Consider the following 22,605-nt stretch of genomic DNA (forward strand, 5'->3'; position numbering starts at 1 on the left):
CCTTCCTGTTCTACTTTTAAAGGAGGTCGGGATTACATACTCGGAGTTTATGAGAATGGAACTTAAAAGAATTTTCTACCTACTGAGAAAGTGGAGCGAACTTGAAAAAATCAGGGAAGATAAGAGAGCCTCTTCTTTAGATACTTACGGTTAACTTTCCTGATTTTTCTTTCCCTGACTCTTTCGGGGAGAGAAAGGAGAAAATAGATACCTCCTCCTACCATGAAGAGAAGGAAACCAATAGAAACAATAGCTATAAACAGAAGAATCAAGATACCGATTACCACTTCCATAGCAAATTTGAATTTATGCCAGAGGATTTGAAATGGCATCTAATCTCGAGCTTGCTATCGGACTGAGCCTTTTCGCAGATAACTTTTTAAGGGCAATAGCAGAGACATCAAGGAAAACCAACGAATTCAAAAGCATAGTCGAAAGCATTGGGAAGGTCTCCTCTTTTGAAGAAAGCGTAAAAAAAGTGAAAAAACTTGTCAAAGAAACAAATGAAGCGAAAAGCGGTTTTGAAAAGTTAAGAAACACAATCAAGAAAACCTTTGACCCTAAGAATCTTGACAGTTTTGGAGAAAAACTTGAGAGCTTAACTGTGAAACTTGGAACGATAGGTGGAGCGATAACGCTCGGACTGAAAAGCGTAGTCACCGATGCAACCGAATTTGAAAAAGGACTTGCAGAAGCTTCAACTCTTGTCAAAACCGACTTTGAAAAGTTTAAAAAACTCTACTCCAGCCAGCTTCTTGAAATTTCAGTTTCTCTGGGACAGGAAAAGAGTGCAGTCACAAAAGCCTTTTACGATGCAATCTCCTCAGGTTTTGACCCAAAGAAAGCCCTTGAAATCATCAAAGTAGCAGGTAAATCTGCAGTTGCTGGAGTGAGCGATATTTCAACTGCCAACAACACCCTCATAACTGTAATGAAAGCATGGGGACTTAACCTCAAAGAAGCTTCCGATTACATATTCAAAACCGTTGCTAAAGGTAGGACCACATTCACGGAAATCGCCCGCAACATCGGTGGAGTGGCAGCGATAATTTCCTCTGCAGGTGTTAAGTTCAAAGAATTCTCCGCCATCGTTGCCACCGCAACCGCTAAAGGTCTTGATACAGCTCAAACAATGACCTCTATCAGGGAAATCGTAAACGCCCTTATCTCTCCCACCACACAGGCAGAAAAAGCCTTCCAGAAACTCGGAATAACTGTAAACAAAGAAACCTTAAAACAAAAAGGACTTGTTGGGACCCTCAAAGAGATAACCGATGCAATGAAACAGGCAGGCTTAACAGAAGCCGAACAGGCAAAGATGCTTTCTGAAATTTTTGGAAGTGTAGAAGCTCAAAAAGTGGTCAATATGTTCATAGCTGACCCTGAGAGTTTTGTTAACACCCTTAAAGAGTTCCAGCAAGTAGGTGGCGAAACAGACGAAGCCTTCAAAAAAATGAGCGAGTCAACCTGGTTCGCATTCAATAGACTGTCTCAAGCTATTGCTTCAACAAAAATAGCCTTCGGTTCCTTCCTCTTACCTGCTGTTAATCTCCTGGCATCAGGACTCACAAAACTTTCACTTTCAATAAAAAGCCTGATTTCTGAGCATTCCACCCTTGCTAAAGTAGTGGGAATCGGAATTGGCGGTTTTGGACTCATCCTGACATCAATTGCAGGAGTAGCAGCAGTTACCGCTGTAGCTTCGAAAACTCTATCTCTTTTCATTGAAGGACTGGAACTTACCAGAAAAGCAGGCAAAAAACTTTATGAGATTTTAAGAATAGAGCAGTTAATAAACACAATTCAATACAGAGGAGGATTCCTTAACTTCCTTCAATTTGAACTCTTGAAAACAAAATACAAACTTCTTGACTTAAAAGCTACTGCTGTAACTGCACTGTCCACTGTCAAAAATGCAATAGTAGAGACTGCAAAAGCTCAAATCCTCTGGGCAAAGACAAACTTACTTTCCATTTCAGGACTTAAAAACCTTGCCCTTACTCTAAAAACAAACCTGTTTACTTCGTTAAAAACGGTTCTTGCAGGTATAAGAGCACTAACGGTTGCCACTCTCACCAATCCACTTTTCTGGATCTGGATAGGTGCAGCATTAGCTGGAACTGCTCTACTGATTTACAAATTCTGGAAACCTATAAAGCACTTCTTTGAAGGATTCTTCAAAGGACTTGCAGACAGTTTTTCCTTTCTATCTCCTGTTTTTTCAGGAGTAGCGAAAGGAATCTCCTTAATAGGATCTATACTAAAACCAGTGGGAAACCTTATCTCTTCAATACTCAAACTTGTAGATGACGGCGGAAAAGCAACAAAAGAGTGGGGATTTGCTGTTGGACACCTTGTAGGAGAAATCCTAAAACTTCCATTAACTCCGATTTTTGCAGTTGTGGAAAGTTTTAAGCTACTTGGAAAAGCTATCTCTTTTGTGAAAGAAGGATGGAGTAAATTAAATGAGTTAATGTCTATCCCGGTATTTGATATTTTTTCAGGATTGATGAAATTTTTTCTCAACTTCTCTCCCTTTGGAATCATCTACAAAGAATGGCAGTCTGTATTCAACTTTCTGAAAAGCATAAACCTTTTCAAAACAGGTGAAAGGCTCATTTCCACTTTCGTAGAAGGAATCAAGTCAAAAGCTGGAGGACTTATCAATGCAGTTAAAGGAACTCTTTCAAAAGTTAGAAACCTCCTTCCTTTCTCTCCTGCAAAAGAAGGACCACTATCAGACCTTCACAAAACAGGCTTGCGATTTGTTGAAACCATAGCAGAAGGAATAAAGGAAGATTCTCTAATTGCTAAAGTCTCCTCAATAATGAAAAAGGTAGAAGATTTCTTCTGGACACCTGTCCAGATTCGGACATCTGTCCAGCCTCTTAAACTCCTTCACAAAGCTCCAGACATTTCGCTACCTTCCCTTACACTTCCCGAAATCAAGCCCCTTTCCATTTTCCAGCCTATCAGATTTCTCCTTTCCAGATTACCAGAAGTTAAACTCCCACCGCTAATCCAGACACTCACTCCACTTTTCCAGCCTGCCAGACTACCAGAAATCAACTTCCCTCCACTTGTTCAGACAGTAAAACTTGCACTGGAGAAACTTCCCAAACTTTCGCTCACCCCACTCTTCCAGCCAGTTAAATTCATCCTCTCCAGACTACCAGAAGTCAACCTTCCGCCTCTAATTTTCCCTGCACTTTTAACAACTGGACTCGCACAGCCCTCTTTTCCCGTTCCTTACCAGAAACCCCTATCAATCAGCCACATTTCAACCCACAATTCACCGGCCATTCACCACCATAACGAAATCCACATCCACATAACGGTAAACGGAAAGGCTAACAGGGAAGATGCCATAGAAATAGCAAAAATCGTAAGGGCAGAAGTGGAAAAACTCCAGAGAGAACAGTTAAGAAAGGAGATGAGGATTGGCTATGGTGTTGGAACACATTACACATCATAATGAAGCCTGGGATGAAATTGCAAAAAGGTATTACGGAAACGAAAACTTTATGCACCTGCTACTTGAAGCTAACCCGGAGCTTGCAAAATACGAGCTTCTACCTGCCAACCTGAAAGTAATAGTTCCTGAAAAGCCAGAAGAAGTTAAAACAGACAAACTGCCCATCTGGAAGAGGTAACCATGCCCCGTAAAGTCGAACTGAAAATACTTTACGAAAACAGAGACGTTACGAAAGCCCTCGAAAAATACCTGATTTCCCTGACATACACAGACTCCACCGAAAAGGCAGATACACTCTCCCTTGAACTTTACAACGAGGATAAAGAGTTTTCTCTTACCTCTTATCCCACTCCCGATGCTGAAATTTCAGCCTTCATAGATGGCTACTTTTGTGGAAAATTCAGGATAGACTCCATGAGAAGAAGACTCTACACGTTCTCAATAGAGGCAACAGCAATCAGGAGAAATTCTGAAATCCACAAAACGAAAAGAAATAGAAACTTCAAAAACACAAGCCTTTCAAAAATCGTCTCTCAGATAGCACAGGAAAACAGCCTGATTCCGGTTGTGAAAATAGAAGACATTCAAATAGAAAACCTCCAGCAGAACCAGCAGACAGATGCAGAATTTTTGAAAAGCCTTGCTGACCGATGGAACTGCTACCTCAAGATTCAGCCAGATAGGCTTTTCTTTGTGGAAAGAGACGAATTTGAGAATCAGGAACCAATAGCTGTGATAACTGAAAATCAGCTAATAGACATTGACCTTGAAGACCAGACCCACTCAATCTTTAAGTCATGCACAGTCTATTATCACGATCCGGTCAAAAACAAAGACCTTTCCTACACTTATGTTCTAAAAGACGTTCCTGTTGGAGAAATCCTGAAAGTTCATGACAAGGTGGAATCGTTAGAGCAGGCAAAGAAAAGAGCAATAGCAGAACTAAAGAAAAGAAACCGCTGGAGAACTTCTGGCAGCTTAACAGTTGAAGGAGATATGTCCTTAGTTGCAGGAACGGTAGTAAGACTGGAGCTTGGAGATTTGTTCACAGGAAACTATTTGATAGAGGAATCAAGGCATCAAGTTGATTCAGGCGGTTATAAAACCACGCTAACGCTTAGGAGACTGTAATGATTTCAGAAATTCAAAAACTTTTCCAGCTCATTATGAACACGGTGAAAGTGGGAACGGTCAAACGGTACAATCCAGACAACCATACTGCAATTGTTGAATTCAAAGACTTTGAAACTGTTATTTCAAGAGAACTCCAGATTGTAGAACCTTTTACCTATCAGAACAAAAGTTACATGCCCTTAAGAGAAGGTCAAAAAGTCCTTTGCCTTCTCCTGCCTCAGTCTGGAACTACCGATGGCTTCATAATCGGCACAGTTTACCACGCCGACAACCCTCCTCCAGTTAAAGATAAAAACAAATTTCACACAAAATTTGAAGATGGAACAGTCATTGAATACGACACTGCCAATCACAAACTAACAGCAAACGTAAAAGGAGACGTTGAAATAGAGGTAAGCGGACACATGTCCGCCGTTGTTGAAAAAGATGTTCTTGTTAAAAGCAAAACAAAAATCACATTGCAAGCTCCAGCCATAAACCTTCAAAACAATTCTCCTACTATGGGATTTCTTGAAGGAGATTTCAGGATTGTGGGAAGTCTCACCGTTGAAGGAAACGTAGAGGTGGACGGAAACATTCACGCTACAGGTTCAATAATTGATGAGGGTGGAAACACACCACATCACACTCACTGAGGTTGAAAATGTGGGGAAAGTTAGGAGAAGTGATTTTTCAACTTCTTAAAACTCCAGAGACTCTTAATCGCTCTTCAAGAGCCAAATACGCCAGAATTTCTATCTTTGGAGAAAAAGAGAAACTCCACTTCACGGGACTTGAACCAGAACAGATTGAGATGTCCATCAAATTCCACCACTCTTTCTGCAACCCTGCCGCTGAAGTTGAAAAACTCAGAGAGTATCTTGAAAGAGGAGAGAGTTACCTTTTGATTATTGGAGATTACGTAAAAGGCAGATTCGTTATAGAGGAGTTACGAGAGGAAAGTGGCAGAACGGATAAACATGGCAACCCCTTGCAGATTTTGGTAAACTTAATCTTAAAAGAGGATGTTCAAAATGTTGGTAGTCAACCCTGAAACCGAGCTTGAAGAGATAATTCAAAACGTCAGAACGATACTCTCAACACCAAAAGGAACTGTCCCTCTTATGAGGGATTTTGGAGTAAGCTGGCAAATAGTTGATACACTTAGTCCAGAGCTTGAAATGAAGATGAAAGAAGAAATTTACTTCCAGATTGAAAGAGGGGAAAAAAGAGCAAAGGTAAGAAAGATCAAAATTGAAACAAGCAATGAAGGGGAAGTAAAAGCAACCGTCACAATCGAAACAAAATTCGGGGTAGTAAATGTATCCAACACTTAAGGAAAGAATTTCAAAGGAACTTGACTACTACTTTCTTTACGTTAAGGAAAAACTTGAAAGAGAACTACCTGACCAACTCTTTTTTTCTGTTCCAGAAATTGCACGGCTTCTTGGAGTCTCAAAGAAGACCGTAAGGAGATGGATCAAATCCGGTAAACTCGAAGCTGCCAAAATTGAGGGGATTTGGAAAGTTCCAAGAAAAGGGCTAATTGAGTTTGTGGGAAACAGAAGCAATTGGATCCTCCTCTGACTGCCCATCGTTGCCCACCCTGTCCACCCTGCCGGTATTAGTCTTATGTAAAACCGACCGGCAGGGAAAAGATGCTGAAATTCGTGGAGTATGACTCACAGAAAACATATCAAAAAATTCTTAACAGGGCTGGAGAACTTTTAAACAGAAAAATCTATCCTGCTGACCCCGTTAATCTGCTGGTATCTCTTCTTGCCTACGTGGTTTCTGTTCAAAACTTCCAGATAAACGATGCTGCCAATCAAAACCTCCTCGCCTTCGCACGGGGAGAGGCTCTTGATAGACTTGGGGAACTTCTGGGAGTGAAAAGGCTCCCTGCTACCCCTTCAAGGACAACTGTCCGTTTTCACATAGATTCTCCAAAAACCTTCCCTGTTGTAATCCCACAGGGAACTGAGGTAACACCGGATCAGAAAATTTTCTTTAAGACAGTAGAAGAAGTAGTAATCAAACCTGGAGAAACTTTCGTTGATGTAGAAGCTGAATGTGAAACTCCCGGTACAGTTGGCAATGGCTTCCAGCCTGGACAGATAAATCTTTTAGTTACTCCTCTTCCCTACGTGATCAAAGTTGAAAACATTACAACTTCCCTTTACGGTTCAGACGAAGAAGATGACGAAAGGTTAAGAGAGAGAATCAGAATAGCACCAGAAAAATTCAGTAACGCCGGAAGCCGTGGAGCGTACATCTACTTTGCAAAGTCCGCCCATCAGGAAATAGCTGATGTTTCTGTTTTCTCCCCAGAACCTGGCAGAGTAACCGTTATAGTTCTGATGAAAGACGGAAAACTCCCAACCCCCGAAATTCTCTCCCTCGTAGAAGAGACCCTCAATGATGAAAAAGTACGTCCACTTACAGACCTTGTGGAAGTAAAAGCTCCTGAGATTGTAACTTACAACATAAGAATGACCTATTACATAAGGAAGGACTATGTTCCACTTCAAGGGTCTATAGACCAGCAGGTAAAAGAAAAAGTTTTCCAATTCATAGACGAAACAAAATCAAAAATCGGCTACGATGTAAACCCTTCCCGTCTTATAGACCTTGTAATGTCTGTTCAAGGAGTAAAACGGGTGGAAGTCCATTCTCCTCATTTTCTACCTGTGGACGCCAGCCAGGTGGCACAGGTTGAAGAAGTAGAAATCATCTACGGAGGTGCAGAAAATGTTTAGAGAAATAACACCTCCGAATCTATTGAATGACCCAATTATAAAGGCACTTCTTTCTGCCACCGACCCAGAACTTCAAAAAGTCAAGGAACTGATAACCAATGTTGTCATATACCCCCGTATAGACGAAATAGAAGATGAGTCTCTTCTTGATTTACTTGCCTGGCAGTTCCACGTAGAAGGCTACGACCTTGCCAAAACCGTTGAAGAAAAGAGGAACCTTGTTAAAAATTCAATAGAACTTCACCGCTATAAGGGAACAAAATACGCAATAGAGAAAGTTCTTGAAACCCTGAATCTTGGTGGAAGAGTAACAGAATGGTTTGAATACGATGGAAAAGCTTACAGATTCAAGATAGACCTCTTCTTCAATAGTCTATTAGAAGCTGGAATTACCTTAACACCGGAAGTTCAAGAAAAACTCCTTGACCTCATAAATGCCTACAAAAACGAAAGAAGCTGGTTAGAAGAACTAAAGTTCAACGTCTTCCTTGAAAACGAGCAGAAAATAGCAACAAGCTCTAACCTCTCCACCTTCACAAAAGCCACATTTGAAGAAGACAGTGAAAAGAAAATCCTTATGTCCCAGGATGGAGAATACAAAATCCTCGGAACTGGCATAAAGCCAGTTACTTTCACCACTGCCACTTTTGAGGAAAACAGCGAAAAAGTAATCACCGCTGGAGACGGAATCTCAATCTTCGCTGGAAACGTTACCGCAGATGGTTTCTTGAAAGCTTCCTTTGAATCAACAGAAACAGAATGGAATTTCTCCTCTACTTGTGCAGTTACAGGCAGTTTCAACTCAGTTGCCTTTGTCAGGATTAACCTCACTGGAGGAATCAACTAATGGCAGAAGAGATTAAACTAATTCCGATAACCACAACAGCAGGATTGCAAAAATTCTTTCAAGTTAGTGGACTTCCAGAAGTAAGGCTAAAGCTCACTCACATAGGTTTTGGGGATGCAGGATATACTCCAAAGAAAAGCCAAACAAGTCTAAAAAACGAAATAATCAGAGTTCCAATTGCTTCTGGAAAGGTTTTCCCTTCCGATGGCTATATGGATCTATCGGCTCTTCTTCCAGAAGATGCCCCTGAATTTTGGATAAGGGAAATAGGCTGGTATCTTGAAGACGGCACTCTCGCTTTTGTCTGGTCTCATCCAGAAGTTCCTATTGCATGGAAAAACAAAAATCTAAAGCTTTTGACTGGAATATCCGTAAGAGTAACAGACGTTCCTCTGGACAAGATAGAGATAGTTGAGAGTAATCCAGACCTGAAACTTCTTTACACGGAAGAGTTTGCTCAGATATCCCGAATTCTCACAAACCATGAAATTGCGATTGTAGCCATCAAGGAGAAAGCAGATGAAGCCATCGCAACTGCCAATGCTGTAAAAGAGGAACTTGAAAATGTCCATGTACCGAGGATAACTGCATTAGAGGAAAGAGCAGACAAAACAGAAGAGAACTTGCTCTTGGAACAACTCACAGACCAGACAGTCCTTGCAAGAATAGGGCAGGCTATTACCACCCTAACAGAAAAGCTAAACCTTGTTAACACAAGTAAACTTCAAGAGGTAGAAGAAGAGATAGACCGAATAGAAAAACTCCTCCAGCAGGTAAAAGACAAAGTTGACTCAGATGTTATTGCAGGATTCCAGGCGGAGATAGATAACCTTAAAGATCAGGTTCAAAACCTGAAAGATACAAAAGCAGATAAAACCTATGTCGATAATACTTTTGTAAGAACCTCTAACTTAGACAGTTATGCCAAGATTTCTTACGTGGATGAGAATTTTGCAAAGAAAGAAGAACTTCAAAGTTACAAAAAATTAATTGAAAGTCTTGAAGCTCCAAGTGGTGTAGGAGAAACAGCCTGTGTTACTGTGACAAACACAGAATCTATAATCTTTACTAACATAGGCTACGGTGTGTACGAAATAGCGATTCTAATAACGTGGTCAGAAGTAATAGACAAAGGAAAAAACATTTTTGGATTTGAAGATGTAACCTGGGATACGGGAATAGAGTCTGGAGAACCACTTGCGATAAAAGGAACACTTCTTGTTACACAAGATTCAGTACTTTTCAAGGGAACGATAGCCTATGACGTAGATAACACAAGTGGTGGAGGGAGCTACGGGGAATTCGTTTTTCACAAATCGAACGGTTCATCAGGTAATTCAACCCTCACTTATGGCTTAAATGAAGCAGGTCAATACAGAAAAATTACAGGAAAAGCTTCAATAACAAAACTCATTTAAGGAGGTTACGATGGCAGATTTAACTGAACTTCTTCTGGAGGTAAAAGATAACACTTCCCAGCTCCTGGAACGATGGACAACCCAGAGTGATAAGTGGGACCAGCAGGTTAATGATTTAGTTAACTATGGAAAAAGTAAGATTGACGGATTTATAGCTGGTGCGAGAGGGGAGTTTGTAGGAACTCAATTAATAGGAGCCAGCTGGAATGAAAACACTATTGTTGCCACGTCTTATGGAAGCTCCGGAACAATAGCCATAACAACAGGCTGTATTCTAAAGCATGATACAAACCCGAATGATGACGGGACGCCTACTCAATCAGACCTTTACGATGCAAATGGAAATCATTTGTTAACTGTTGATCTACATCCAATGGCTGATTATAAAACCGCAGTTTACAAAGCAGTTAAAGTTCACATAGAAAGTCAGGACACCGAAAGGGAATTTCACATTCAGGTGGATGTAATAAATAAAAATCCGAGAACCCGCTCTAAAAATTGTAGCTCTCAAGGACAAATTTGGATCTGGTTTAGCAGAGATGTTTTCTTGGATTTAGGTTTCGTGGTAGTTCCAGAATACTTGGGTACTACTCTTTTGGTTGATGGTTCTGAAACTGGAAATAGTAATCTACACCTCGCAAAAGGCTGGCACTTACTTCAATCAATAGGTAAGGATGTTGGTTCAATAATAGCTTGGGATCGTATAGATTTGCTCCGCTTTTCATTTGGAACAGATGATCCCTTAACACCAGTAGAGATTATCCTTACTCATCCATCATGCTTAGCTAACACAGCACTTTCAGCAATTCTTGAAAAAGCTACTTAAGGAGGAAAGGATGGAAACCCTTGCGAAGAATGATCTGCAGGAAATTTGCTGGAATAGGAAATCATTACAAAAATGGATAGAGCAATGGGGAACATTACCCAGATTCGGGCAGATTGATGAAGGTGATGCGAAAGAGGTGGTAAAACAGGGTATTTCAAGTAGAACTGACTCCTACATCCACCAAAAACTCTCTGAATTAGACGAAGACCTTGCAGACATAACCTCAGAAGCTCAGGTAATAGAAGGAAGGATTCTCTACATAGCAGCACAGGAAGGCATTGCAATTACCACAGATGAAGTTAAGCAGAAAATTGCTCTATTTGTAGCTGGAGCTTACACGCAAGAGCAGGCAATTGAAGACTTAAAGGCAAAAGGACTATCAGACGAGTCTGTCCAGAAAATCCTTCCTCTTCTTGCCCGTGCAGTGGAGATTGCCAGGATATTCAACTGGAAAGAGGAAATCTGGGATAAGGAAGGAGAGCTTGAGAGTCAAATAGACTCAATGACCCTTGAAGAGTTACTCCAGCTTGACGTGAAGAAACTCTGTGAGGATGCCTATTCAGAAATTCCACTTGAGGTTTAACAATGGGAGCGAGAGACCTCCTCAAAGTGTATATCCTTGCTTCCATAGGGAAGTCCCTTACAAGCCAGCCTATAAGGATAAGGCAGTGGGGCTTCCCCTTTACTCATATAGCCTTCATTGTTGACCTTAAAGACAGGAACGATCCGGTTGTCATAGAAGCCTGGTGGAACGGAGTAAGATACGGAAAGTTTTCAGAAGTCCATACTCCAGGAACGGAATTTGCTGTTTACTCAGTAGAAGTCACAAAAGAGCAGAGAGACGAAATCAGACACTTCCTCCAGAGACAGATAGGAAAACCTTACGACTGGCTTGGAATTTTAGGATTTGTCTTCTTTAATCCGAATCTGGAAAGCAAGAACAGATGGTTCTGCTCTGAATTGGTATTCACAGCATTTAAGCAGGCAGGAGTAGAACTTCTCAAAAACACTCATCCTTCAGAAGTCAGTCCCCGTCTATTCTTGAAGTCTCCACTTCTCCAGTTTGAATACTCCACAAAACTCCCAGAGGTGAAAAGTGGCGTTCAAAGAGGTACTCCCAAAAGTGTTACAGCTTGAAGGCGGTCTTAAACTTCACCGCAATCCTACAGAGCAAGCAGAAACCTACGCTGGCATCTATCGCAAGGCTCACCCCACGTGGGAAGGTTGGAAATGGATAGATAGAGGTCAAAAACCGCCTTTTGAGCTTGTAGAGAGCTTTTACTACGACAACTTCTACAAGCCATTTGAAAAAGTGAAAGATGAAAAAGTAAAAAGCCTACTTTTTGAAACAGCAGTCAATCTCGGCGTAAAGCAGACAGTGAAACTACTTCAAAAAATCCTTGGAGTTAAAACAGACGGAATATTGGGAGTCATAACACTACAGGCTCTTGATTCAGTTCCAGAAGAAGATCTTATCAGGGACTTTACCCTTGCAAGGATAGCGTTCTATACGGCATTAGCGAACAAAAACCCGAAGAGATACGCTCTTTACTTAAGAGGATGGGTCAACCGTGCACTGGAGGCTATGTCATGGGTTTCTTGAATTTCCTTACAGGCGGACTGGGAAAATCAATAATAGATGGCGTAAAAGACCTCGTAGATGATTTTGTTACGACAGATGAAGAAAAGTTTGAGCAGATGATAAAGAAAGCCGAACTACAGCTTAAAGAAGGACAGCTACAACTTGAAAGAGAGAAAGCCTACCTACAGGATACTCAAAGTGCCAGAGAAACCTATGCGAAAGTTTCTACTTCGGATTCAGCTCCATTTATAAATAAGATTTTCCCCTCTGTCCTTGCTTTAACAACAGTAATAGCAACCTTCCTGCTCTTTTTTTACTTTGCTCGAGGACAGTTTACTGGGGATAAGAAAGACATTGTGATTTACATCCTCGGAGTTCTCTCTACCATAACCACTCAAATATTTGCCTTTTACTTTGGGAGCTCTGCTGGAAGTAAAGAAAAAACAGAGATTCTCAAAAAATTAAATACTGGGAGATAGGAGACATCCTTGAACTCCTGCCGTTCCCCTCCTGTTGTTTCAGAATCTTCCCTTTTTGAAACACAATTCATCTATTCTTTCCTATTTTGAAACAAAAGGAGGAAAGAGATGATTCCTTACATTGGAGGAAAATCACGTTTAGCAAGCTGGATCATTAGCCAATTTCCTGAGAACTACACAAAAATGACCTACGTTGAAGTTTTTGGAGTAGACCATCAATTCAGAAGTCTATAGCGACGCCAACGAGCTACTCGTCAACCTCTTCATCGTCTTACGAGACCACTTCCCCGAATTTAAAGAAGCTATAGAGGACAAGAGGTTATTAGTTAGCTCAACTCTTTGTTGTGTCAAAGTTTGTGCTATTCAATTTCTGGACGTTTTCAGTTTTCTGGAGGATTTTTTAAATACTCTCTCGATTGCTTGACAACAAATGTTAACAGTTTGCTATGATAACTAATATAGAATTACTGGACTTTTCTTGGAGATGAAATGGTAACGCTTCAACTAAGGATAAAAAACTTAGGGAACATTAAGGACGCTCGGATAAAAGTAGGCAATTTAACAGTCTTTGTTGGTAAGAATAACACTAACAAGACTTGGATGGCTTATGTGATTCATTCAATAGCTTCTGAAGAGACAATTGAAAACTATGTAAGTAACTTCACATGGAGTAGGCCTTGGAATCTGAAGATAAAGGTTGATTTTGTCCAAAACTATCTTCCAAAAGTAGCAAAGTATATTGAATTACTCGCACAACAAGAAAGAGTTTCTCCTTTTTTTACAGAGGAAGACATCCCCTTCATTAAAAAGCTGATAAAGGACTATTTAAGCTATGTAGCAAAAGAATTTCCTTACTTTATTTCCATTAATAAAGAACAAGTAAAAAACCTAAAAATCACTTTGTATTGGCCAACTAAGAAAAAAGAAAAGGAATTCAAGGAATTATTAGACTTATTTAATAGAACCTTTAATCAGTTTGCTCGTAGTAAGTGGTTTGAAGACTGTTTTGAACGTTCGTTAGCTTATGAATGCTACTTATCTTTGATTATAAAGACTATTGTACGAAGTCTATTTGGTAATCCCTTCAACCTTCCGGTTGAGAGGAATACTCTCATAACTTTCTCTAATCTTATTAACCTTGGTGAAGGTTCCATTTACAATCTTTCTGAAATTGGAGCATCCTTGAGGAGAATCTTAAACCTGTTAAGAAGACTTATTCAAGATGCTAAACTCTTTGAAAAAGCCCTTTCACAAAGGGTAACATTACTGCAAAATATAGAACGTACGGTTGAAGAACTAAATAATATCCACAAGTTGTTACGTCCAAAGAATTTCAACTACAACTATCCGGTTCCTGTCAAAGATTTCAAAGATTTCGTTCAGCGTCTTGCCTCTTTGAAGCCTAAAGAAAACTCTCTAAATAAGCTTTTACTTTCCTTTTTACAGGAAATAATAGAGGGTGAAATCAAAATTGACGAAACAGGGATTGTTTACAAAACAAACGGCGGAGTAACACTTCCTATTATGGTTTCCTCTTCTATGATTAAGAGTCTTGGAGGACTTTATGCTTACATTGCTTATAAAGCTGAGGAAAATGACCTTTTAATAATAGATGAACCTGAAAACAACCTACATCCAAGAGCCCAAGTTAAAATGGTTGAATTTCTATCTTTCATGGTGAATAAAGGAATTAGGGTTCTTACCACGACCCATTCTCCCTACATAGTAGACCATCTTATAAACTTGATAGAAGCTGATAATGCTGTTAAGTCAAAAGAAAAAAATCCAGATGATTTAGCTTCTATGTTTTTTCTCAGAACCAAAGATGTGTTTATAGCTAAAAATAAGGTTTCTGTTTACCTTTTTTCGGATGACGGAGAAGTAAAGAACATCTTGGATTCCGAAACAGGAATTATTGACTGGGAAACCTTTAGTTCTGTTTCTGAGGAGATATCTCAGCTTTACTATAAGATTTAGGGAGAAGAAGTTTCTATGTGTGAGTGTGAATTCTACAATAGGCTTACTGATACGCTATCTGCTTGTCTTACAAGACATAGCTACAAATGCCCGGAGAGACGGAAAATCATTTCTTGTGAAGAAAACAATGCAAAATTTATTTGTAAAATAGAACCTAATGAGATAGCTTGTCTTTTTGTAGTTGATCCACAGCATGAAGGAAACTGTAGGGATAGTGAACCTGATAACTGCTTAAATTCCAGCAACTTCTGCGATTTCATTTTGTTCGTTAACACGAATAATTCGGAAAATCCCTTAAAAAGCGTTACATTCATAGAGCTTAAAGGAAGTGATACAAACCACGCTGTTAAACAAATAAAAGAGACCATAAAAGCGTTTATGAGAAAATTCCCTAAGTATGAATGGAAGTATAAAACTTTTGCTGTAATTATCTTTACCGGAAGTGCTCCTAAAGCCACAAAGGATAAAGATTTGAAAGAGTTACTTGATAAATTTCCATTTCTCAAAAAGAGAGACCAAGAAGATATAACCTATTATGTAAAAAATTTGTAACTTCTTGTTCCCCACAATTAAAACATTTACTACTACGGTGTTGTGTCCCCTGCAGGTATGTACATCTTCCCCGCTCATACCCAAGAAAAAAGGCTACCCACCTGGTAGTTAAATATTAAAAGCATTAGTATTTTGAAAAACTATGGAACACCTTTTTGAAAAAAAATGGAACACCTGAGGATTTTAGGATATCACGTTAGTCTAAAATTCTTTGCTATAATCAGATTATTAAGTGTTTCGTTATATCCCGAATAGTCACGGATAGTCCCGTTATTCTGTTCCACTTTTTTTTCAAAATTAAGATTGTGATTGGACTAACTTTTACAAAAAATAACAAAAAGGGGATGTTCCTATTTTCCAGATTTTGATAGCAAATTCCGTTAATTTCCAATAGTTTGGCTGGATTTTCTCTGTTATTCCAAATAACACCTACGATTTCAGCTTCTTCAAATGTTAGTTTATGTGTTAGGATTGTTTCATTTATAAAGAAAATTTTATATTTTAAAAAGTTAATACTTTATTTCTTGTTTTGTAATTTTCGAAGATTAGATATAAAATAAGATATTAGATGCTAATTCTAAATAGAGGAGGCTGTCATGGCTTCAAGATCCCTAAGAAAGGTTCTTTCAGTCGCTTCTCTCTTTGCCTTGGGAGCCTTAACCGGTTCAACTACGGCTTACTCCCACCCCGATGTGCCGTTAAAGGATATTAACGGTACAGATATTGCTGTTACCCTTAAGCCGAACAACTGTCTTCCTATCAACGGCATCGAGTACTGTGAGGGAAATCCTGTAAGCTGGGAAGCTACGTGTGGTGCATGTCACAAAGAAATAACGGGAGATGTAAGCGGCGGTGTTAATTCTCCAGGTCCTATTCATGCAGCCTACCATATAGGACGTGGATGGGAGGAACTGGCGGACAACTACGGAGCTGAAAGGGTAAAAGCTGGTAAAGATTTTAGGAAGTTTCTCCGTTCTTTTGGTGACGATGGAGCATGGTGACCACCTTCTTACCGCCAGTTGGCGGCTAAAAATCCTGCTAACGAACCAGGACTTGCTCCAGATGTAAACAATGGAACAGACTTTAGAGGAAATACTGCTTACTCAATGGATTTGGGAACACCAGATAAGGCATTTACATGTTCATCATGCCACTCCGGTGGAATCTTAGAGTTTGACAGGGATTCTGCAGAAAGACACGATAAGATTTCAACCTGGGATAACTCAACAGATGGAACTGGTTTCTTCTCAAATGCAACTTACAGCAACAGTAAAGTGGATGGTGACGCATTTTCTTATACACCTGATGAATACTCAAGAGGTTACTTAGGTAAACCTCATAAGTTCAATTGGAAGAAGTCTGGAGTTCTTGATACAGATTGTTTTCTCTGTCACGCTGACAGATCTCAGAATCTGTCTGTAGAAACAGGTATATGGCGTGCCGACAATCCTACACCTGCTAATCCAAGAGTTTTTATTTTTGAAAAGAAAAATGCAGAGGGGGAAGTTGTTGAAATTTCACTTGGTTTCCCACCAAGTTTAAATTCCACCGAAATTAGTAATAATTACACAATAGACTCAGTGGCATTTTACTCTAATCCTTTAGAAAGAATAATAAACCTTTATTATAACGAAGAGATTACAAACTGTTTGGAAAATATAAACGCTACTGATAACATGACATTAAGAACAATCGTAGTTTCTCAGTTAACAGAAGCCATAAGAAAAGGAGATCTTTATAGCCCAGATTACAACATAAATATAGTGAATCCTGCAGATAACTCAACAATCTGTACCATGAATAATACAACTGCTCCAGCTCTTGGTAATTTCACTTCCACTTTCTTCATCGACCCCGGAGCTCCAAACTTTTCTGCAAGAGATTACTTGAGAAATGCTTTCTTTGAATCAACAGTTGAAGGTCAACCTTACGTCGGCGCTGGTATGTTCCTTAGAGCTACAACAATAAACGACATGTTCTCTTACAATCCAATGGATATGAGTAATCCAAAGCCGTTCGTAAACCTTGGAAGGGCAGGTTTCTTCTTCGGTTGGGCTGATACTGGAACTTTGATGGGAGTTGCTAATCCTGATGATCCTTCCAAACCTCTGGCTTTCGTAAAACTTGAAAAACAGGAAGATGGGACGTTTAAGGCTGTTGCTTACTATGCAAAAGATGCTGACCTTTCAAGTGTCAAGCTGCCAATTCTTGAAACGAGTGGACACTATACTCTCTGTAAAGCAGATAGTTCAAAAGAAGCTGGAGTTAGCAAATCTTTACCTGCAGATAGGAAAGATGACGAACTTACTCTGATGTGTGCCCAGTGTCACTTTGCAATACCAGACAGGGATAACAGATGGTTTGATATGAACGGCAACAGCTATCCATCTTGGTACGTAAGACGTGGGATTATTGGAATGGGCGCTGATGTCGTAAAAAGAGCTGCTGTTTTCAGCAGAGAGGCAGAGGGTGATACAACAGATGCTCCAATATTTATGAATCCAGATGGAACAATAGCTGATCCGAACAACGCTACAGCGGGACTTCCCTCTGGATATGATGTTCACTTTGCTGAGGATGAAGGAAATCTTTCTTGTCTTTCCTGTCACGGTCAAGACAATCTCTCTGATGAAGAAAAATCACACCACAATCCTCATAACTTCTTGAAAGGAAATGATCCTGCAGGTGAGGTAATGCCGGCACTTGACTACAATCCTTCACTTCAGACCTGTACAAAGTGTCACTGGGGTTCTGATGCTGATGCAGCTAAGGAACACGAAGCTTACTTCGGACCGGCAGCTTCAGTTCACATAAACTCTATGATGTGTCAGGTTTGCCATATTCCCTATAAGACATATTGGAGTTTTAGATTCTTCAACGATCTTATAGGTTATTCCAGCCAATTTGACAATAGATTTATGAAGTTTGTAGTGGACAACGGAAATGTAACAATGTATCAGTTCCCACCTGAGTGGGCCATTCCAGCATTCTCTCCATCTCCGACTTACGGTGTTAACTATGCCTTTACGATTACTCAGACAACTGATGACGGTGGAGATGCAATTGTTCCTATGACAATGATCGATATGGATCCAAACAGGGCTCTTATGAGGTGGAACGATAACGGAACAATGTTTGGTATGTGGGCAACAGGTGCTAATCCGCAGATGAAACCGTTCCTTTTCCCATGGAGATGGGCACCAGCAATAGTAAGGAGACATACAATTGATGATAATGGTAATGATGTCGTAAGAGCAGGTTTAATTAACCCAATTACTGTTGCAACCTGGATGGACGCATCTACAGGAAAAGTTCTCTTTGTCAGAGAGCTTCACGCTGCTGTCAGAGGGGTTGCTATTGATCCAAATACTGGTAAGCCAATAGGAAGATCAACTATCGATCCAGAAGATCCACAAAAAGAAGTTCCAGCAATAACTATGGTTTCTGCATCTCAGGCAGAGGCTGACACTGTCAAACCTGCTATTTCCATGAAGGATGCCAATGGAAACGATACGGGAATGGTAGCAGCAGTTCAGCTAATAAACGGCAAGTTTATTTACGATAACGATGGAGATATGGTGCCAGAAATTGATAGCAATTATGAATACGATGCTATGAAAGATGCTTTAATTCAGGTTCTTAACGAAGAAGACCCGAACCATCCTCACAATCCTGTCATATTCTTGGGAATTGCTCCTTTCGGTATTGACCATGGAGTTCTTCCAGCTAAATATGCTCTTGGAGCTCAAAGGTCAGGTCCTCTCTCCTGTAATGCGTGCCACAATTCAGATGAATCAAAGAACAGGTACAGTCCAGCCGTGAAGAGTGGAGACTTTAACGCTGGAAGGTTTATAACTCTTGCTCCATTTGCTCTTCCAGAGAAAGCTATTGAAGAATCAAAAGCTTACGGTGGTTGGCGTGTACCAGAAGGAGTTACTACTGTCAGAACTCCAGATGGCAGAGAAATAATGGGACTAACCCAGGGTGCTCTTGGTCAGTTTGAGTCTGTTCCTGTTGAAAGCAAGGAATATGCAGCTTTTGCGCTTGTTACAGTTGAGGGCAGTGTTACATCTCAAGAGGGTATTACGGTTTCTATTCCAGCGCGAGCAGTGGATACACCGACAATTATCAAGATAGAAAAGGTGGAAGAACCTGAACTTGAAGAGTCTGCAATTGAGAAGGCACGGGAAGAAGGTATCAAGACACCTGTGCTTGCATCAGAGATTTTGGATATTCACACTAAGACAAACGAATTTAAAGAACCTATTCACATAACACTTAAGTATGATCCAGATAAAGTTTCTGGAAAGGTAATTGTTATTTCCAGTGAAGATGGAAAGACCTGGACGAAAATAGGAGAGTTTGAGGTTGATCCTAATAACCCTTACGTTTCATTCTCAAGAACACACCTTAGCTACTTTGCTGTAGTCGGAACAGCTTCATCAGAGAGTTATCCTGAAGCCGAAACAACTGCTGCAGGCGGTGGAGGAGGTGGTTGTTCAATTGCACCAGCTACTTCTCCAGTTTCAGGAATTGTCAACTTCTTGCTTATGGGACTGGGTGCTATCGGATTGAGATTCAGAAGAAAGAGAAATTAGAGTTTAAATAAGATTTCTTAAAGCCCCCGTAATGGGGGCTTTTTTAATTTAATGTTCTGAAAAGATTGCCAGAACATAGACAATGAAGGCAAGGATAAAAAGGACTATAAAAAGCCACCTTACAAATGAAAATACCTTTGAACTTTTTTTCTTTTCATGCTTTTCTTTGTAGTAGTCTCTATCGTATATTCCCATTTCAGCTCCTCTTATAAATTGTTCCGGATGGCAGGTCCTCTAAGGTTATTCCGAGTTCCTTTAATCTATCCCTTATTAAATCTGCCAGATCAAAGGCTTTTCTTTTGCGGAGTTCACTTCTGACGTCGATGAGCAGTTTTATAAGTTTATCTTCAATCTCAGATTTTTTTTCTTCTTCTAATCTAAATCCAAGCACTTTGAGGCTGTTTTCTACGAATTCAATAGCTTCCAAAAGCCACTTTTTCTCGTAGATATACAATCTATTTTTCTCAAGTGCTAATTTGAGCTGAAAGTTTCCGTATCCTACTAATTCAAAAATAACACCTAATGCCTTTGCAGTATTAAAGTCATCGTCCATTGCATGTTCGAACCTGATTCTGAAACTTTTAATGTCATTTGCAATTATTCCTTCTTCTTCTTTGCTTTCAGGAATAGAATCGATGATGCTTTTTGACTTGACAAAGTTTATTAGTCTTTTAAAACTCTTTTCTACATCTTTCAATCTCTCAAAAGAGAAATCTATCGGGCTCCTGTAGTGGGTGGAGATGAGGAAGAGCCTTAGAACGTCCGGAGAGAATTCTTTAAGGATATCCTTTATTGTAAAAAAGTTACCGAGGGATTTACTCATCTTCTCTTTGTTTACCATAACAAAGCCGTTGTGAATCCAGTAGCAAACGAAGTTTTTTCCTGTGTAGGCTTCTGATTGGGCAATCTCATTTTCATGGTGGGGGAATATTAAATCCAGTCCTCCGCCATGGATATCCATCGTTTCACCGAGGTATTTCATTGACATGGCTGAGCACTCTATGTGCCATCCCGGCCTTCCGATTCCCCACGGAGATTCCCAGCCAGGTTCTCCCTCCTTTGATTTTTTCCAGAGGGCAAAATCGAGAGGATTTCTTTTCTTCTCCCCCGGTTCTATTCTCGCTCCGGCTATTAATTCATCAATCTTTCTCTTTGAAAGCTTTCCATACTCCGGAAACTTTTCAACTGAAAAATAAACATCTCCACCAGCTTCGTAGGCATAACCTTTATCTATAAGACCATCTATCATTTCGATAATTTCTCTTATATGTTCAGTAACTCTTGGCTTGTAAGTTGGCTCTTTTACATTGAGAGCTTCCATGTCCTCTTCGTAGGATTTTATATACTTCTCAGCTACCTCATACCAGGGAATTCCTTCTTCTCTTGACCGTTTGATTATCTTATCGTCAACATCCGTGTAGTTCCTGACGTAGATGACCTTATAACCTTTATACTCAAGCCATCTTCTTATGACGTCAAAAACAACGGCACTCCTTGCATGTCCAATGTGAGCGTGGTCATAGACTGTGGGACCACAGACGTACATCCTTACGGTTTTATCTTCTAAAGGCTTAAATTCTTCTTTTCTCTCTGTGAGTGTATTGAAGATCTTAATCATTTTTCCTCCGTGGGATTAAAATTACGGAATTCTAAATTATAGTATTCCAACTTAATTGAGGAGATAGACAATGAAGGAGAAATATACGTTTGATGATCTTGTAAAGATTATGGAGAAATTGAGATCTCCAGAAGGGTGTCCATGGGACAGGAAGCAAACCCACGAAAGTCTTATTCCTTATTTAATAGAGGAGACTTACGAAGTTGTAGATGCTATAAAGGATAATAACTATGAGAACTTAAAGGAAGAACTTGGAGATCTCCTCCTTCAGATAGTTTTCCACTCCCAGATTGCTAAGGAGAAGAGTAAGTTTGATATTAACAATGTTGTTGACTCCATAGCAAGAAAGCTGGTTTTCCGCCATCCCCACGTTTTTGGTGATAGAGACGACATAAAAGATGCTGAAGATGTTTTAAGGGAGTGGGAAAAGTTTAAAGAGCAGGAGGGTAAAAAAAGAGAATCCGAGATGGACGGAATTCCTAAGTCTTTACCTGCCCTTGAAAGGGCTTACAAGCTCCAGAAAAGAGCTGTGAAAGTCGGTTTCGACTGGAGCAATTTTGAAGGAATAAAAGAAAAGGTAATAGAGGAGCTTAACGAGATAGAAGAGGCTCTAAAAAGTAGAGACAAGAAAAAAGTTGAGGAAGAAGTTGGAGATTTTCTATTTATGGCTGTAAACCTTGCAAGGTTTCTTGGAGTTCATCCGGAAATTGCACTTTCTAAGTCTAACGACAAGTTTGAAAAAAGATTCAGGTTTATGGAGAAGCTGGCAAAAGAGAGCGGGAAAGAGTTAAAGGATATGACCATTGATGAAATGGAAGAGTTGTGGCAAAAGGCAAAAAAGGAAATGGTATGATTTTGTTAATTAAAAGTTTTTGAGGTGAAAAATGCCACTTTTCAAGAAAGTTCTCTATCCTACAGATTTTTCTGAACTTGCTGAAGTTGCAAAGGATTACGTTTTAAAGTTGAAAGAGGCAAACGCTCAGGAAGTGGTTATTCTTCATGTGATTCATCCCTTAGAGTTCAGCCTTCCTCAGTTTGATGACCCGTTTGCTATGGATGTGGCGACTATCTATGCCCATATACCTGAAATAGAGAAGGAAATTCTGAAGAGACATGAGGAAATGCTCAACATGATGGCTGATGAACTGGAACAACTGGGATTCACAGTTAAAAGGATTATGACCATTGGCGACCCTAAGGAGGAAATTGTAAGGATCGCAGATGAAGAAAAGGTTAACGTAATAGTTATAGGCTACCACGGTAAAGGACTCCTTGAAAGAATCTTAGAGATGGGAAGTACTGCAAAAGCTGTGATAAAGAACGCTAAGTGTCCAGTTCTTGTAGTTAAAAAGGAGGCTTAG

At 39.9% G+C, this 22,605-nt stretch carries 25 protein-coding genes; 22 read left to right on the forward strand and 3 right to left on the reverse strand.

Annotation, left to right across the window (positions count from 1 at the left end; all coding sequences use genetic code 11):
* Positions 1 to 110: 110 nt before the first annotated feature.
* Complete coding sequence (locus tag ACYQ3A_RS03465) at positions 111 to 332, reverse strand: hypothetical protein (RefSeq protein WP_459895670.1); 222 nt, start codon at positions 330 to 332, stop codon at positions 111 to 113.
* Here ACYQ3A_RS03465 and ACYQ3A_RS03470 point away from each other — a divergent pair.
* The 20 genes from ACYQ3A_RS03470 (at position 326) to ACYQ3A_RS03565 (ending at position 19,626) form a co-directional block, all read left to right on the forward strand.
* Entirely contained in the window at positions 326 to 3,475 is a 3,150-nt protein-coding gene (locus ACYQ3A_RS03470) for a phage tail tape measure protein (RefSeq protein WP_459895671.1), read from the forward strand. The two genes, ACYQ3A_RS03465 and ACYQ3A_RS03470, sit on opposite strands and share 7 nt — an antisense overlap.
* Positions 3,447 to 3,653: a tail protein X gene (locus tag ACYQ3A_RS03475; protein ID WP_459897425.1), complete on the forward strand. Its 207-nt coding sequence runs from the start codon at positions 3,447 to 3,449 to the stop codon at positions 3,651 to 3,653. Before ACYQ3A_RS03470 ends, ACYQ3A_RS03475 begins: the two co-directional genes overlap by 29 nt.
* Positions 3,654 to 3,655: 2 nt before the next feature.
* On the forward strand, positions 3,656 to 4,606 hold the full coding sequence (locus tag ACYQ3A_RS03480; RefSeq protein ID WP_459895673.1) for a phage late control D family protein: 951 nt from the start codon (positions 3,656 to 3,658) through the stop codon (positions 4,604 to 4,606).
* Entirely contained in the window at positions 4,606 to 5,244 is a 639-nt protein-coding gene (locus tag ACYQ3A_RS03485; RefSeq protein WP_459895675.1) for a phage baseplate assembly protein V, read from the forward strand. The genes ACYQ3A_RS03480 and ACYQ3A_RS03485 overlap by 1 nt, the downstream gene beginning before the upstream one ends.
* A gap of 8 nt (positions 5,245 to 5,252) precedes the next feature.
* Positions 5,253 to 5,642, forward strand: coding sequence for a phage tail protein (locus tag ACYQ3A_RS03490; RefSeq protein ID WP_459895676.1), 390 nt, complete (start codon positions 5,253 to 5,255; stop codon positions 5,640 to 5,642).
* Positions 5,623 to 5,925 carry a GPW/gp25 family protein gene (locus ACYQ3A_RS03495; protein WP_459895677.1) on the forward strand — a complete coding sequence of 101 codons (303 nt, stop codon included), beginning with the start codon at positions 5,623 to 5,625 and terminating at the stop codon, positions 5,923 to 5,925. The genes ACYQ3A_RS03490 and ACYQ3A_RS03495 overlap by 20 nt, the downstream gene beginning before the upstream one ends.
* Positions 5,909 to 6,175, forward strand: coding sequence for a helix-turn-helix domain-containing protein (locus ACYQ3A_RS03500; protein WP_459895678.1), 267 nt, complete (start codon positions 5,909 to 5,911; stop codon positions 6,173 to 6,175). Before ACYQ3A_RS03495 ends, ACYQ3A_RS03500 begins: the two co-directional genes overlap by 17 nt.
* Positions 6,176 to 6,246: 71 nt before the next feature.
* The gene (locus tag ACYQ3A_RS03505; protein ID WP_459895679.1) at positions 6,247 to 7,347 is read left to right on the forward strand and encodes a baseplate assembly protein; all 1,101 of its coding nucleotides are present in this window, start codon (positions 6,247 to 6,249) and stop codon (positions 7,345 to 7,347) included.
* Positions 7,340 to 8,194, forward strand: coding sequence for a phage tail protein I (locus tag ACYQ3A_RS03510; protein ID WP_459895680.1), 855 nt, complete (start codon positions 7,340 to 7,342; stop codon positions 8,192 to 8,194). The genes ACYQ3A_RS03505 and ACYQ3A_RS03510 overlap by 8 nt, the downstream gene beginning before the upstream one ends.
* Positions 8,194 to 9,612 (forward strand): phage tail-collar fiber domain-containing protein, encoded by a 1,419-nt coding sequence (locus ACYQ3A_RS03515; protein ID WP_459895682.1) that lies wholly within the window; start codon positions 8,194 to 8,196, stop codon positions 9,610 to 9,612. Before ACYQ3A_RS03510 ends, ACYQ3A_RS03515 begins: the two co-directional genes overlap by 1 nt.
* A 10-nt stretch (positions 9,613 to 9,622) precedes the next feature.
* Positions 9,623 to 10,438, forward strand: a complete 816-nt coding sequence (locus ACYQ3A_RS03520) for a hypothetical protein (RefSeq protein ID WP_459895683.1) — start codon at positions 9,623 to 9,625, stop codon at positions 10,436 to 10,438.
* A 10-nt stretch (positions 10,439 to 10,448) separates the two neighbouring features.
* Complete coding sequence (locus tag ACYQ3A_RS03525) at positions 10,449 to 11,021, forward strand: hypothetical protein (protein WP_459895684.1); 573 nt, start codon at positions 10,449 to 10,451, stop codon at positions 11,019 to 11,021.
* Between the two features lie 2 nt (positions 11,022 to 11,023).
* Positions 11,024 to 11,575, forward strand: a complete 552-nt coding sequence (locus ACYQ3A_RS03530) for a YiiX/YebB-like N1pC/P60 family cysteine hydrolase (RefSeq protein WP_459895685.1) — start codon at positions 11,024 to 11,026, stop codon at positions 11,573 to 11,575.
* Positions 11,562 to 12,041, forward strand: coding sequence for a putative peptidoglycan-binding domain-containing protein (locus ACYQ3A_RS03535; RefSeq protein WP_459895686.1), 480 nt, complete (start codon positions 11,562 to 11,564; stop codon positions 12,039 to 12,041). Before ACYQ3A_RS03530 ends, ACYQ3A_RS03535 begins: the two co-directional genes overlap by 14 nt.
* A complete protein-coding gene (locus tag ACYQ3A_RS03540; protein ID WP_459895528.1) occupies positions 12,029 to 12,499 on the forward strand; it encodes a hypothetical protein in 471 nt (156 codons plus the stop codon). The genes ACYQ3A_RS03535 and ACYQ3A_RS03540 overlap by 13 nt, the downstream gene beginning before the upstream one ends.
* Positions 12,500 to 12,607: 108 nt before the next feature.
* Complete coding sequence (locus ACYQ3A_RS03545) at positions 12,608 to 12,733, forward strand: DNA adenine methylase (RefSeq protein ID WP_459895687.1); 126 nt, start codon at positions 12,608 to 12,610, stop codon at positions 12,731 to 12,733.
* Between the two features lie 255 nt (positions 12,734 to 12,988).
* Complete coding sequence (locus tag ACYQ3A_RS03550; RefSeq protein ID WP_459895688.1) at positions 12,989 to 14,476, forward strand: AAA family ATPase; 1,488 nt, start codon at positions 12,989 to 12,991, stop codon at positions 14,474 to 14,476.
* 15 nt (positions 14,477 to 14,491) lie between these two features.
* A complete protein-coding gene (locus tag ACYQ3A_RS03555; RefSeq protein ID WP_459895689.1) occupies positions 14,492 to 15,028 on the forward strand; it encodes a hypothetical protein in 537 nt (178 codons plus the stop codon).
* A 596-nt stretch (positions 15,029 to 15,624) separates the two neighbouring features.
* The gene (locus tag ACYQ3A_RS03560; RefSeq protein WP_459895691.1) at positions 15,625 to 16,029 is read left to right on the forward strand and encodes a hypothetical protein; all 405 of its coding nucleotides are present in this window, start codon (positions 15,625 to 15,627) and stop codon (positions 16,027 to 16,029) included.
* Between the two features lie 18 nt (positions 16,030 to 16,047).
* Positions 16,048 to 19,626, forward strand: coding sequence for a cytochrome c3 family protein (locus ACYQ3A_RS03565; RefSeq protein ID WP_459895692.1), 3,579 nt, complete (start codon positions 16,048 to 16,050; stop codon positions 19,624 to 19,626).
* A gap of 48 nt (positions 19,627 to 19,674) precedes the next feature.
* Here ACYQ3A_RS03565 and ACYQ3A_RS03570 read toward each other — a convergent pair whose 3' ends face one another.
* Positions 19,675 to 19,821, reverse strand: a complete 147-nt coding sequence (locus ACYQ3A_RS03570) for a hypothetical protein (protein ID WP_459895694.1) — start codon at positions 19,819 to 19,821, stop codon at positions 19,675 to 19,677.
* 1 nt (position 19,822) lies between these two features.
* A complete protein-coding gene (gene cysS / locus ACYQ3A_RS03575; protein ID WP_459895695.1) occupies positions 19,823 to 21,244 on the reverse strand; it encodes a cysteine--tRNA ligase in 1,422 nt (473 codons plus the stop codon).
* Positions 21,245 to 21,314: 70 nt separating this feature from the next.
* Here cysS and mazG point away from each other — a divergent pair, with 70 nt between their 5' ends.
* Positions 21,315 to 22,097, forward strand: coding sequence for a nucleoside triphosphate pyrophosphohydrolase (gene mazG / locus ACYQ3A_RS03580; RefSeq protein WP_459895696.1), 783 nt, complete (start codon positions 21,315 to 21,317; stop codon positions 22,095 to 22,097).
* Between the two features lie 31 nt (positions 22,098 to 22,128).
* Positions 22,129 to 22,605 (forward strand): universal stress protein, encoded by a 477-nt coding sequence (locus tag ACYQ3A_RS03585; protein WP_459895698.1) that lies wholly within the window; start codon positions 22,129 to 22,131, stop codon positions 22,603 to 22,605.

This window comes from Desulfurobacterium crinifex (assembly GCF_054656775.1).

Excerpts from the sequence above, each read along its gene's own strand:
- ACYQ3A_RS03510 (WP_459895680.1), top strand. The coding sequence starts at position 7,340 with ATGTTTAGAGAAATAACACCTCCGAATCTATTGAATGACCCAATTATA.
- ACYQ3A_RS03465 (WP_459895670.1), bottom strand. The coding sequence starts at position 332 with ATGCCATTTCAAATCCTCTGGCATAAATTCAAATTTGCTATGGAAGTG.
- cysS (WP_459895695.1), bottom strand. The coding sequence starts at position 21,244 with ATGATTAAGATCTTCAATACACTCACAGAGAGAAAAGAAGAATTTAAG.
- ACYQ3A_RS03525 (WP_459895684.1), top strand. The coding sequence starts at position 10,449 with ATGGAAACCCTTGCGAAGAATGATCTGCAGGAAATTTGCTGGAATAGG.
- ACYQ3A_RS03560 (WP_459895691.1), top strand. The coding sequence starts at position 15,625 with ATGGCTTCAAGATCCCTAAGAAAGGTTCTTTCAGTCGCTTCTCTCTTT.
- ACYQ3A_RS03480 (WP_459895673.1), top strand. The coding sequence starts at position 3,656 with ATGCCCCGTAAAGTCGAACTGAAAATACTTTACGAAAACAGAGACGTT.
- ACYQ3A_RS03550 (WP_459895688.1), top strand. The coding sequence starts at position 12,989 with ATGGTAACGCTTCAACTAAGGATAAAAAACTTAGGGAACATTAAGGAC.
- mazG (WP_459895696.1), top strand. The coding sequence starts at position 21,315 with ATGAAGGAGAAATATACGTTTGATGATCTTGTAAAGATTATGGAGAAA.
- ACYQ3A_RS03475 (WP_459897425.1), top strand. The coding sequence starts at position 3,447 with ATGGTGTTGGAACACATTACACATCATAATGAAGCCTGGGATGAAATT.
- ACYQ3A_RS03555 (WP_459895689.1), top strand. The coding sequence starts at position 14,492 with ATGTGTGAGTGTGAATTCTACAATAGGCTTACTGATACGCTATCTGCT.
- ACYQ3A_RS03490 (WP_459895676.1), top strand. The coding sequence starts at position 5,253 with ATGTGGGGAAAGTTAGGAGAAGTGATTTTTCAACTTCTTAAAACTCCA.
- ACYQ3A_RS03515 (WP_459895682.1), top strand. The coding sequence starts at position 8,194 with ATGGCAGAAGAGATTAAACTAATTCCGATAACCACAACAGCAGGATTG.
- ACYQ3A_RS03470 (WP_459895671.1), top strand. The coding sequence starts at position 326 with ATGGCATCTAATCTCGAGCTTGCTATCGGACTGAGCCTTTTCGCAGAT.
- ACYQ3A_RS03505 (WP_459895679.1), top strand. The coding sequence starts at position 6,247 with ATGCTGAAATTCGTGGAGTATGACTCACAGAAAACATATCAAAAAATT.
- ACYQ3A_RS03485 (WP_459895675.1), top strand. The coding sequence starts at position 4,606 with ATGATTTCAGAAATTCAAAAACTTTTCCAGCTCATTATGAACACGGTG.
- ACYQ3A_RS03585 (WP_459895698.1), top strand. The coding sequence starts at position 22,129 with ATGCCACTTTTCAAGAAAGTTCTCTATCCTACAGATTTTTCTGAACTT.
- ACYQ3A_RS03540 (WP_459895528.1), top strand. The coding sequence starts at position 12,029 with ATGGGTTTCTTGAATTTCCTTACAGGCGGACTGGGAAAATCAATAATA.
- ACYQ3A_RS03570 (WP_459895694.1), bottom strand. The coding sequence starts at position 19,821 with ATGGGAATATACGATAGAGACTACTACAAAGAAAAGCATGAAAAGAAA.
- ACYQ3A_RS03520 (WP_459895683.1), top strand. The coding sequence starts at position 9,623 with ATGGCAGATTTAACTGAACTTCTTCTGGAGGTAAAAGATAACACTTCC.
- ACYQ3A_RS03500 (WP_459895678.1), top strand. The coding sequence starts at position 5,909 with ATGTATCCAACACTTAAGGAAAGAATTTCAAAGGAACTTGACTACTAC.
- ACYQ3A_RS03495 (WP_459895677.1), top strand. The coding sequence starts at position 5,623 with ATGTTGGTAGTCAACCCTGAAACCGAGCTTGAAGAGATAATTCAAAAC.
- ACYQ3A_RS03530 (WP_459895685.1), top strand. The coding sequence starts at position 11,024 with ATGGGAGCGAGAGACCTCCTCAAAGTGTATATCCTTGCTTCCATAGGG.
- ACYQ3A_RS03545 (WP_459895687.1), top strand. The coding sequence starts at position 12,608 with ATGATTCCTTACATTGGAGGAAAATCACGTTTAGCAAGCTGGATCATT.